At 71.6% G+C, this 11,638-nt stretch carries 9 protein-coding genes; 6 read left to right on the top strand and 3 right to left on the bottom strand.

Annotation, left to right across the window (positions count from 1 at the left end):
• Positions 1-91 precede the first annotated feature (91 nt).
• On the bottom strand, positions 92-550 hold the full coding sequence (locus ACFYX4_RS37530; protein WP_389343715.1) for a hypothetical protein: 459 nt from the start codon (positions 548-550) through the stop codon (positions 92-94).
• 306 nt (positions 551-856) lie between these two features.
• On the opposite strand from ACFYX4_RS37530, the gene ACFYX4_RS37525 reads away from it, so the two are divergent.
• The gene (locus tag ACFYX4_RS37525) at positions 857-3,502 is read left to right on the top strand and encodes an AAA family ATPase (protein ID WP_389343712.1); all 2,646 of its coding nucleotides are present in this window, start codon (positions 857-859) and stop codon (positions 3,500-3,502) included.
• 21 nt (positions 3,503-3,523) lie between these two features.
• Here ACFYX4_RS37525 and ACFYX4_RS37520 read toward each other — a convergent pair whose 3' ends face one another.
• Positions 3,524-3,724: a hypothetical protein gene (locus ACFYX4_RS37520; RefSeq protein ID WP_389343709.1), complete on the bottom strand. Its 201-nt coding sequence runs from the start codon at positions 3,722-3,724 to the stop codon at positions 3,524-3,526.
• Between the two features lie 145 nt (positions 3,725-3,869).
• Between ACFYX4_RS37520 and ACFYX4_RS37515 the strand changes: the two genes are divergently transcribed.
• The 5 genes from ACFYX4_RS37515 to ACFYX4_RS37495 all read left to right on the top strand — a co-directional run bounded on the left by ACFYX4_RS37515 (position 3,870) and on the right by ACFYX4_RS37495 (position 8,967).
• Complete coding sequence (locus tag ACFYX4_RS37515) at positions 3,870-4,250, top strand: hypothetical protein (RefSeq protein WP_389343706.1); 381 nt, start codon at positions 3,870-3,872, stop codon at positions 4,248-4,250.
• A 249-nt stretch (positions 4,251-4,499) separates the two neighbouring features.
• The gene (locus ACFYX4_RS37510) at positions 4,500-5,057 is read left to right on the top strand and encodes a PadR family transcriptional regulator (RefSeq protein WP_389343703.1); all 558 of its coding nucleotides are present in this window, start codon (positions 4,500-4,502) and stop codon (positions 5,055-5,057) included.
• Between the two features lie 71 nt (positions 5,058-5,128).
• On the top strand, positions 5,129-6,853 hold the full coding sequence (locus ACFYX4_RS37505) for an acyl-CoA dehydrogenase family protein (RefSeq protein WP_389343700.1): 1,725 nt from the start codon (positions 5,129-5,131) through the stop codon (positions 6,851-6,853).
• Between the two features lie 214 nt (positions 6,854-7,067).
• On the top strand, positions 7,068-8,423 hold the full coding sequence (locus ACFYX4_RS37500) for a serine hydrolase domain-containing protein (RefSeq protein WP_389343697.1): 1,356 nt from the start codon (positions 7,068-7,070) through the stop codon (positions 8,421-8,423).
• Between the two features lie 100 nt (positions 8,424-8,523).
• Positions 8,524-8,967 carry a DUF6003 family protein gene (locus ACFYX4_RS37495; RefSeq protein ID WP_389343694.1) on the top strand — a complete coding sequence of 148 codons (444 nt, stop codon included), beginning with the start codon at positions 8,524-8,526 and terminating at the stop codon, positions 8,965-8,967.
• 70 nt (positions 8,968-9,037) lie between these two features.
• Here ACFYX4_RS37495 and ACFYX4_RS37490 read toward each other — a convergent pair whose 3' ends face one another.
• On the bottom strand, positions 9,038-11,410 hold the full coding sequence (locus tag ACFYX4_RS37490; protein ID WP_389343691.1) for a SpoIIE family protein phosphatase: 2,373 nt from the start codon (positions 11,408-11,410) through the stop codon (positions 9,038-9,040).
• Between the last annotated feature and the right edge of the window lie 228 nt (positions 11,411-11,638).

Raw genomic sequence — 11,638 nt, 5'->3', positions numbered from 1 at the left:
TCTCGCCGACCCACTCACCCATCGCCACATGACGAGTCTGGCCCTGCCGCTGACGCGGCAGGGCCAGAACCCCAAGATCTTCATGAGCCTTCTAGTCCAGCGGCAGGACCCGGTAGGTCAGGCTGAAGGCGTAGTCGGTCCCGTTGACGATCTTGGCGAGGTTGGTCGTGCCGACCCGGCTGTCATTGAGCTCGAACACGCCCAGCTTGTCGTCCGGGTCGATGACGTCGGGGTCCTGCTCCCACAGTTCGAGGGGAAGGACCGTTCCGCCCTCGAAGATGAACCGCTCGGGATCCACGCCGCTGTAGTCGACCGTGCCCCGTTCACGGCAGACCGAAGTGGGGATCGCGACCCCGCCGTCGAACTTGATGTACACCTCGTCCTCGCCGCTCTCCGAGATGTTGGTGCAGCGCAGGGTCAGCAACTGGACCTTGTACAGCTCCCCGGGCACGGGCGGCTGAGCGGCGGCGGCCGCCGGAACGGTCAGAGTGAACGCGGCCGCGAGACCCACTGCCCCGGTGGCGAGGCGACGGAGCGTTGTCGATCGCATCTGGTTTTCCTTCCCCGTGGTGAATCGGTGGTCACGCCGTGGGCCGCACGGCCACTCGGCCCGCTGCCCCGACGTGGCAACACCCTCACCTGTCCGCACACCGCGGCACAGAGCAGTCGACTACTCCAACGAGGCAAGGCCGCTACTCCGTACCGGCCTGCCTTCCGGACGAACTCGCGCTCTCTTTCGGCCAACCGCGTGCCGCCCCAGCCGATTTCGACGGCCGGCGTGCCACGCTGCGGGCCGCACGCCGTGGGCGAACCATCCGGCTGGGGGGCCAGATCGCCCGGGCGCCGAGGGGGACCCATGGTGGACACGGGTTTGGGGAGCGGCCGCCTGCATTTCGCCGGCCGGGACACGGAACTGGCGGCGCTCCGCCGCGCGCTGCGCCGACCGGACTGCAAAGCAGTGGTGATCACAGGAGCGCACGGGGTGGGCAAGAGCCGCCTCGCCGAGGAGTTCTCGACCGGGGCGGGCGGTCGCGGCGGCCACCGTGTCGTACGCGTCCAGGCGACGCACAGCGCCCGGGCGCTTCCGCTGTCGGCGCTGGCGCCGCTGCTGTCCTCGGACGTGTACGCGGAGGAACCGGCGGAGTTCATCCGCCGGGTACGGCGGCGGATGGCCGCGCACCGGTCGTCCGCCACCACCCGCACCGTCCTGGTCGTCGACGACATCCAGCTGCTCGATCCCACGTCACTGGCGCTGATCGCACTGCTGCTGGCGGACTCCTCGCTCTTCCTGGCCGTGACTCTCCCCGACGGCGCCGACTGGCCCGACGTGCTGAGGTCCCTGTGGCGGGAGGACGCCTTGCGCCACATCGCACTGCCGACGCTGGGTGAGGAGGAGAGCGCCCGGCTGCTGATCGCCACGATGGGCGGGCCGGTTGCTGCACCCGCCCTGCGGGCCCTGTGGGAGGCCAGCGGCGGGAACGCGCTGTGCCTGAGGGAGCTGCTGCGAAGCGCCCTCGCCGACGGGCGGCTGAGCCCTGTGCACGGCGTGTGGTGCCTCACGCGGCCGCTCGCCGCGGTGCTGCCGGACGCCCTGCTCGACGTACGGCTCCGGGAACTGACCGGCCCGCAGCGGACCCTGATGGAACTCCTCGCGGTGTGCGGGCCGATCGGGCTGCGGGACGGCCTGACATACGTCGACGCGGACGCCCTGGCCGGACTGGAACGGCAGCAACTCGTCGAATCACACCTCGACGGGCGCCGCGAACAGCTCACCCTCGCCCACCCGATGCACGCACGGCTGCTGCGCGCCGGCATCACTCGCCTTCGGGCCCGGACCCTGCTGCTGGACCAGGTCGGCCGGGTACGCGGGCACGGCGCCCGGCGCGCCGGCGACCCCCTCGCGCTGGCGGGCTGGGAACTGGAGGCCACCGGCACCGCAGATCCCGCCCTGCTGGTGCGGGCCGCGGCGCAGGCCCTGCACGCGGATGACGTGGACACCATGTGCCGGCTGGCACGCGCCGCGCTGGTACACGGCCCCAACACCCGGGCCGGGCTGATGCTCGGCGAGGCCCTGGGACAGCGGGGCGAGTTCGGCGAAGGGATCGCCGTCCTGGAAGACGCCTTCGCCGCGGCCCGGGAGCCGGACCTTCACACCGCTGCCCTGACCCTGGCCGTCCACCACTTCTTCGGGCCCGGCAACATGACCCGCGCGCTGGCCGTCATCGACGAGGCCGGGCGCCGGGGCGGTCCGTGCGCCGAGATGGCCGCCTGGGAGGCCACCCTGCTGACCTCGGCGGGGCGCACCGCGCGGGCCCGCACCGTGCTCGACCCGTGGCTGCCGCCGTCGGACGGGGCCGAGCCGTCCGACTCCGGTGTACTGCTGCTTCAGGCCCGGCTGAGGGTGGAACTGTCCTCGGGGCGGCCCGAGGACGCTGTCCGCAGCGGCCGCGCGGCCCATGCCGCGCACCGCGTGCTGGCCGACCGGTCGGCGGTCTTCTATCCGGCGCGCAGCCTCTACCTCGTCGCGGCGGCCCTGCTGGAGGCGGGGCGGTTCGACGAGGCGGAGCGGGCCGCGTCCGAGGGGCTCGAGGGACTGCTGCGCTCACCGGTGCCCGCGCTGGTCGTCTGGTTCGGCTGGGTGCGGGGGCGGATCGCGCTCGACCGGGGGCGGTGCGCGGAGGCGGTCGCCCACTTTCGTGAGGCCCGGGCGCAGGCCCATCTGTGCGGACACAGGTTCGCCGAGCAGCGTGCGCTCGCCGGGCTGGTGCTGGCCGAGGCGTACGCCGGTCGCAGCGCCCCGGAGACGGCCGTACTCGCCTCCGGCTCCACCGATCCGCACTCCCCGCTCGCTCAGGCCGACACGCTGCGCGCCCAGGCCTGGTCGCTACGGTGCCGGGGGCGACGCCACGAGGCAGAAGCCGTCCTGCGCGCCGGGGCCGAAGCGGCGCGGGCGGGAGAGGAGTTCGCCGCCGCTTTGACGCTTGAACACGATCTGCTCCGCTGGGGCGACCGGGACGCGGCCCCTCGCGTACGCGAACTGGCCGAGGACGCCCAGGGACCGTACGCGGCGGCTCGTGCCGCCCATGCGCGTGCGGTGGCCGACCGTGACCCGGACGCGCTGGTGGCCGTGGCCGACGCATGGACGGCGATGGGCGCGCTGCTCCTCGCTGCCGAGAGCCTCGCCGAAGCTGCCGGGCTGTGGCACGCATCGGGCGGCGCGGCCCGGGAGGGGGCCGGCCGGCGCGCCACGGCCCGCGCCCACTCGTTGCGACGGCAGTGCGGGGACGCGGCGACCCCTGCGCTGGCGGACCTCTCCACGGCGGTGCAACTCAGCCCGCGCGAACGGGAGATCGCCCGACTGGCGGCCCATGGGCACACCAGCAGGGAGATCGCCGACCAGTGCAGCCTGTCCGTACGGACGGTCGACAACGCACTCGGCCGGGTCTACCGCAAGCTCGGCATCCACGACAGGGGAGGCCTGGGGCGGGCTTGGGCACTTTGACGGCGTCGGTGCCGGTGCCGGTCAGTCGGCGAGGCGGCCGAACTTCCCGGCGTGAAGGAGCAGGGCTACCGCCTGCCGGGCCTCACCGCCCTGCTCCAACTGACGTCCCTGGTCTGCCCGATGCCGTCGGCCGGGCCGGACGCCGAGGAGGACCTCTTCGCCGGGCACGAAGGCCGCCGCCCAGGTGGGCCACCTGCGGACGATCTCACCGTCCGCACCCAACGGCCAAGAGCCTGGGTGCCGTTGTTCGCCCGCCCCACGGGCTTCCTCCACGGGCTTCCTCCCTCACCCCGTACGGCCGGGGAGACGGACGGGCCGCCATTCCCCCGGCGGAGGCGGGGGCACGGGCAGGGGATAGCGTGTTGGCGTGACGTCAGCGCTGCCCAGGTTTCCGCCGTATCCGATCCGTGGCGTGTGCGTCCTGCACCAGAAGCAGAACTGCGCGCCGCACTTCGCGGAGATAGAGGTGGACTTCGAGCCCGCGGCCGAGGGCTTCGCCTTCGAGGTGGCGCAAGAGCTGACGGTGGAGTACGAACCTGCCGAGGACCTGCCACGCTTCTTCGCGGCTGCCGCCGCGGGGATCGAGGAGCAGCTGAGCCTGCCCGAGCACGCAGTCGTGATCGCCACTCGGCTGGTGCTGCGGCACGCCCGCGCCGACACGTTCGGCTCCCACGAACTGGCGTTCAAGATCGCGGGCTACCTTGCCGCCCGTAAGGCTTTGGAGCGTACGGGGCACCCGCGACTCTGAGCGCCGTCAGACCTGTGCCGCCCCATTGGGAACGTTTGACCGTCACTGTCCCGGCCAGGACCACGCGAATCAGTGGGAGGCCCCGCCGTGGTCGCGCGAGAGAAGCTGCGAGCCGCCCGGCCGAGTTCCTGCCCGCCCCCGGCCCCGCCCGTCGCCGTCGGCAAGTGATCTACGCGACCTGCACTGGGTGAGTCGTCTCTCATCGCGGCACCGTTGTTATGCAACGAGGTGCATAGCAGGATGGGGTCCATGGCGCTCGAGCACGCGATCCTCGTCTCCCTGCTGGAGAAGCCGGGCTCCGGCTACGAGCTGGCCCGGCGCTTCGAGCGGTCCATCGGGTACTTCTGGACCGCCACGCACCAGCAGATCTACCGCGTGCTCAAACGCATGGAGAGCGACGGCTGGGTCGACGTCCGGGAGATCTCGCAGTACGGGCGTCCGGACAAGAAGGAGTACTCCGTCACCGAGCCCGGACGGGACGCGCTCTCCGCGTGGCTGCACGAACCGACCGAACCCGAGAGCGTCCGGCACGACCTGGCGGTGAAGGTCCGCGGTGCGGCCTTCGACGAGCCGGCCGTCCTGATCAGTGAGGTCGAGCGGCACCGGCAGGCGCACTCGGACCGCCTCGCCCACTACCTCGCCGGCGAGACCCGTGACTTCGGGGCAGCCCGGGCGGACGGTCCCCTCGACGCCGAACGGGAGCTCCAGCACGTCGTGTTGCGGGGCGGCATCGCGTACGAGCGGATGATGATCGCCTGGCTCGACGAGGTCCTCGCCACACTCGCCGGCCTCCACACCGGTCGCTGACCGGCCGAGCAGGCCCTCCCGGGACCCGCGCCCGGACCCACCCTCACCCCTCCCAGCCGAAAGGCGGCACCATGACCGACGCGCTGCTCCTCAACCCGCGGACGTACGACCCCGCGCACTTCGACCCGGAGACCCGCAGGCTGCTGCGCGCGACCGTCGACTGGTTCGAGGAGCGGGGCAGGCGCCGGCTGATCGAGGACTACCGGACCCGCGCCTGGCTCGGCGACTTCCTCGCCTTCGCCGCCAAGGAGGGGCTCTTCGCGACGTTCCTCACCCCCTCCTCCTCCGCCGGAGAAGACGAGGGCGACAAGCGCTGGGACACCGCCCGCATCGCCGCCCTCAACGAGATACTCGGCTTCTACGGCCTCGACTACTGGTACGCCTGGCAGGTCACCATCCTCGGCCTCGGCCCCGTCTGGCAGAGCGACAACCCCGCCGCCCGCGCCCGCGCCGCCGAACTGCTGTCCCAGGGTGAGGTGTTCGCGTTCGGCCTGTCCGAGAAGGCCCACGGCGCCGACATCTACTCCACCGACATGCTCCTGGAGCCCGACGGCGAGGGGAGTTTCCGGGCCACCGGCTCCAAGTACTACATCGGCAACGGCAACGCGGCCGGGCTCGTCTCCGTCTTCGGCCGCCGCACCGACATCGAGGGCCCCGACGGCTATGTCTTCTTCGCCGCCGACAGCCGCCACCCGGCGTACCACCTGGTCAAGAACGTCGTCGACTCCTCGAAGTACGTCAGCGAGTTCCGCCTCGAGGACTACCCCGTGGCCCCGCAGGACGTCCTGCACACCGGCCGTGCCGCGTTCGACGCCGCCCTCAACACCGTCAACGTCGGCAAGTTCAACCTGTGCACCGCCTCGATCGGCATCTGCGAGCACGCGATGTACGAGGCCGTCACCCACGCGCAGAACCGCATCCTCTACGGCCGCCCCGTCACCGCCTTCCCGCACGTACGGCGGGAGTTGACCGACGCGTACGTCCGGCTCGTCGGCATGAAGCTGTTCAGCGACCGCGCCGTCGACTACTTCCGCACCGCGGGCCCCGACGACCGCCGCTACCTCCTCTTCAACCCCATGACGAAGATGAAGGTGACCACCGAGGGCGAGAAGGTCATCGACCTGATGTGGGACGTCATCGCCGCCAAGGGCTTCGAGAAGGACAACTACTTCGCCCAGGCCGCCGTCGAGATCCGCGGCCTGCCGAAGCTGGAAGGCACCGTCCACGTCAACCTGGCGCTGATCCTCAAGTTCATGCGCAACCACCTGCTCGACCCGGTCGCCTACGAGCCCGTCCCCACCCGTCTCGACGCGGCCGACGACGACTTCCTCTTCCGGCAGGGCCCGGCCCGCGGCCTCGGCTCGGTCCGCTTCCACGACTGGCGCCCGGCCTTCGACGCCTACGCCCACCTGTCCAACGTCGCCCGGTTCCGCGAACAGGCCGACGCCCTCTGCGAGTTCGTCCGCACGGCCGCGCCGGACGAGCATCAGAGCCGGGACCTCGACCTGCTCCTCGCCGTCGGCCAGCTCTTCGCACTCGTCGTCCACGGACAGCTGGTCCTCGAACAGGCCGCGCTGACGGGCCTCGACGAGGACGTCCTCGACGAGCTGTTCGCCGTCCTCGTCCGTGACTTCTCCGCCCACGCCGTCGAACTGCACGGCAAGGACTCCGCCACGGAGGAGCAGCAGCGCTGGGCACTCGGCGCGGTGCGACGCCCGATCGTCGACGGGGCACGCTCGGAGCGCGTGTGGCAGCGCGTCGAGGCCCTGTCGGGGTCGTACGAGATGACGCCCTGACCCGGCGGTGACCCGGCCTCGAACCGCCTCGCGGAGCACGCCCGCCGCCGTGCTCCGCGAGGTGTCCGCCGGCGGCGCTCAGGCAGGCCCTGAACCTGACAAATGTCATCTCTTTCTGTGACCAAGATCGTTCCATGGGTGGACGGACGACCGGGCAGTGCGCGCGGAGGATGAAGTCATCTGCCACGCCCACCTGTTGAGACGGGATCCGCCGATGCGCGACACCACCCCGACCGCCACCCCCCGCCCGCGCCCCGACCGCCGGAGAGCGCGCCTGGCCGCCGTGGCCTCGGCGGCCCTGCTGTCACTCGCAGTCGGTGCGCTACCGGCCGGGGCCACCGCTCCATCGCCGGCCTCCGTCTCCACCACCGCATCCGCCGCCTCCACCACGTTCGCCCTCGACCGAAAGGCGTTACGCGCCTCGCTCGACGCGATCCACCAGGCGGGGATGTACGGGGCCTTCTCCTCGGTCAGGGACGGCTCCGAGCGGTGGCAGGGGGCGGCAGGCGTCGCCGACATCGACACCGGACGGCCGATCCGCGCCGACTTCGAGCACCGGATCGGCAGCATCACCAAGACCTTCACCTCGGTGGCCGTCCTCCAGCAGGTGGCCAAGGGCAGGGTCGATCTGGACGCCCCGATCGGCGACTACCTCCCGGAGCTGGTGCCGGGCGAGCGGGGCCGGGAGGTGACGGTACGGATGCTGCTCAACCACACGAGCGGCATCGCGGACTACATACTGCCCGCCTTCCCCAAGCTGGTGGAGGACCCGGCACAGGCCTTGAACGAGGGCCGATTCCGCAAGCTGGCCCCCGAGGAACTGGTCCGCCTCGGCCTGGCGGCCAAGTCACCGGCGGCGCGCGGCAAGCACTCGTACGCGAACACCAACTACATCATCGCCGGGCTGCTGTTGAAGAAGGTCACGGGCCAGGACCCGGAGTCGTACATCACCAAGAACGTCATCCGCAAGGCGGGACTGCGGCACACGTACTTCCCGCGCTCGGCCCGCATCTCGGGGCCGCACGCCAAGATGTACGAGTCGTTCTACGGCGCCATCGAACCGGCGCGCGACTACAGCGTCTACGACATGTCCTGGGCCTGGACGGCCGGCGCGATGGTCTCCACGACGAACGACCTCAACCACTTCTACCGCCAACTCCTGAGCGGGAAGCTGCTCGGCCCGGCCGAGCTGCGGGAGATGAAGACGACGGTTCCCGCGTACGAGCCGGACGCGGGTCAGGAGGTGGGGTTGCGGTACGGCCTCGGCCTGTACACCCTCAAAGTGCCCAGCGGCGGCTGGTACTGGGGTCACGACGGCGGCGTCTTCGGGGCGGGGACCTGGGCGATGTCCACGGAGGACGGACGCCGCCAGGTCGCGCTCGGCTACAACCTGATGAAGTACGAACGGTTCACCGACGACGGCGAACAACTCCCGAACCCGATCGGTGAGGCGCTGTTCCGCTACATGGACGGAGCACTGAGCGGCACCCCGACCGAACGGGCGCCTGAAACATCACCGATGCCCCAGCGCCTGGGCCCCGACGGAGTCCTGACGGCCGTGACCTGGTGAGTCCTCGAAGCGGCGGCCCGGTGCCGGTGGTGGCCGGCGGTGATCTCGGCGACGCGGGGTAAGGGGACATCGATCAGACCCCGTTGAGAAGGAGCCGTGGATGACCGACGACGCCTATCTGTTCCTGCTTGACGACGCGTCCGCCGCTTCGCTCGGCGTAAGTCCCGCCGCCGTCGGGGATCTCGCGTGTCTGGAGACTCCCGCGGTACGCGCTTGGCTGGACGCTCACGGCAGCACGCCTGCCTCCCCGCACCTGCGGTTGTTGCCACCGGAGGAGACGGCGGCCATTCCCGAGGGAGCGGAGCGACTGCCCGTCCCGCTGAGCGACGAGGAACTGAGCCGTCTCCGCCACCGGATGGCACCGGAGCCGTTCGCCCGGATCGAGGGGGAGTTGCTCGCCTATCGTGACTGCGCGGGCGGCCGGGACGGGCTGATCGGACGCGCACTGGCCGCCGGCGTGCCACCGCGCCGCATCGTCGAACTGACCGGTGTGGATCCTGAGACGGTGACCGCCGCGGCGAACGGCTCCGTCGAGCGTCGGTGAGCGGCGTCGCCGGTGCGGCGGCGTGCATGACCGCGACGTGAACCGCTCGAGCCGAAGGCGCTCGTGGACTCTAGGTGATGGCCAATTCGGCCCAGATGGTCTTACCGGAGGCGGTGTACCGCGTGCCCCAGCGCTGAGACACCTGGGCCACGAGGAACAGACCGCGTCCCCCCTCGTCGTCCCGGCGCGCTCGACGCAGGTGGGGCGCGGTGTGCGCCCTGTCGGAGACCTCGCACAGCAGGCAGCGGTCCCTGATCAGCCGCAGCTCGACGGGACCGGTGGCGTATCGCAGGCCGTTGGTGACCAGCTCGCTCACCACGAGTGCGGCGGTGAACGACAGCTCGGACAGGTCCCAGGCCGCCAACTGCCGCTCGGTGTGCGTGCGGGCCTGAGCCACCATCGCCGGATCGGGCGGCAGCTCCAGATCCGCCACGCGGTCGCCGTCGAGACACCGGGTACGGACGAGCAGCAGCGTGGCGTCGTCCGCCTGAGGGCCGGGCGGCAGGGTCGACAGCGCCCGGTCGCACAGTTCCTCCACCGGGCATCGCTGCCAGGTCAGCACCTGGGCCAGGCGGTCGATCCCGCTGTCGATGTCGGTGCGCCGGTCCTCCACGACGCCGTCGGTGAAGAACGCCACCACGCTGCCGCTGGACAGGTTCAGCTCGACGTTCTCGTAGGGCAGGCCGGACAGCCCCAGGGGCGGACCCGGTGACAGCGCGGACCAGGCCACCGAGCCGCTCGCGTCCGCCACGATCGGCGGGGGATGGCCCGCGCTCGCCCAGACGCACCGGCCGCCGACCGGATCGTAGATCGCGTAGAGGCAGGTCACCCCGAGCGCCTCGTGGCTCAGCCCGTCGTTTCCGGAGGCTTCCGAGTCCTGCGCGACCAGGTCGTCGAGCCGGGTGAGCAGCTCGGCCGGATCCAGGTCCAGCAGGGCCAGAGTCCGTACGGTGGCGCGCAACCGGCCCATGGTCGCGGCGGCGTGCACGCCGTGCCCGACCACGTCGCCGACGGTCAGGCCCACTCGGGCGCCGGACAGCGGGATCACGTCGAACCAGTCGCCGCCCACGCCCACGCCGCTGTCGGCGGGCAGGTACCGGTACGCCACGTCGACCCCGCTCAGCTCGGGCAGGTGCTGCGGCAGCAGGCTCCGCTGCAACACCAGAGCGGCCTCGTGCTGGCTGGTATAGCGGCGGGCGTTGTCGATGCCGACGGCGGCTCGCTCGGCCAGTTCCACGGCGAGCGCCTGCTCCTCGGCTCCGAACGGGTCGGGATTGCTGCTGCGTCGGAAGGTGGCGAGGCCCAGGACCGCGTCGCGGTTGAGCAGCGGCACGAAGAGGCAGGAGTGCGGGGCGGCCGTGCCCGCCTCGCCGGGCGTCTCGGGCGGGGAGGCGTCGACGACGGGGCGGCTGGTGGTCAGGCTCATGGCCTGCGGTGACGACGGCGGGTAGGAGACGGGAGTGGCCCGGAACTCCTCCGGGGTCCGGCCGTGCATCCGCAGCAGGCTGTGCCCCGGCGCCGAACCCGTCGGCGGCTGCCGCCCCTCGATGACCGCCGGCGGCAGCTCCACCAGCACCTCGTCGGCCAGCTGCGGCACCGCCACGTCGGCGAGCTCCGCGGCCGTACGACGCACGTCCAGTGAGGCTCCGATGCGCTTGCCGGCCCGCACCAGCAGCGACAGCCGTTCCTGGGCGCGGTAGCGGTCGGTGATGTCCAGGGATTCCTCGAACAGCCCGAGCGGGTCTCCTCGGGCGTCCAGCAGCCGGTGGTACGAGCAGGACCAGACGTGCTCACGCACCGGATCGACGGGGGCGCGCCCGCGATAGTGCATGCCGAGGATCGGTTCCCCCGTCGACAGCACGTGCTCCATCACCTGCTCCTCGTCCGGAGGATGGTGACGGGAGACGAACTCCCCCTCGGGAAACAGGTCCGCGGCCGGTCGGCCCACGTAGTCCGCGACCCCTGCGAGCTCCAGATCGGTCGAGACGTTGCCCCAGACGACCCGCAGGTCGGTGCCGAAGATCGTCAGGCCGACGGGGGACTCGGTCGCCAGTCCCTGGAGCATCGCCAGTTGCGCCTCCCAGGCGCGTTGCGTCTCCAGGTCGGCCGCGACCACGACGGTCGCGGCGACGCCGCGGTGCGCGAGCGGGCTGAACGTCACGGCCGCGCGCAAGGTGCGTCCGTCGCGGCAGCAGAGGTCCAGGACCGCGCTGCGGGGCTTGCGCGCCTTGCACAGGCCGGACAGCCGCTGCTCCGGGGTCGCCGCGAGCAGCCTGGCGGCCGGCTGCCCCAGTACGTCCTCGGGGGAGTGCCCGAGGAGGCGCTCGGCCGAGGATCCCCACCCGGAGACACGACCTTCGTCGTCCAGCACCGCGGCAGCGGCCTTGGAGAGGTCCAAGGGACTGTGGAAGTCGACGTCGGCCCCCTTCGGAAAACGATCCATGACCACCGCTTCCCTTCGTGCCCCCTCAGGATCCCGTGCCCCACGCCCGACGACAACCGCACCACGGGCCGGCACCCGCTCGACCGGAAGACAGCGAGCGGTGGGCATCAACGTGTGCCTCGCAGTGCCTCGCACGGAAATGCGGGTCATAACCGAGAACCACCCGCACATCACGGACAGCGCCCTCAAGGTCGCGGATTCGGCCACCGTGCACATGGAGCCAGGAGC

Source organism: Streptomyces sp. NPDC002328 (assembly GCF_042890065.1).
In the GTDB taxonomy this organism is placed as follows: Bacteria; Actinomycetota; Actinomycetes; order Streptomycetales; family Streptomycetaceae; genus Streptomyces.
Note: the sequence above shows the minus strand (reverse complement) of the source record. Positions and strands in the feature narration are given on the sequence as shown.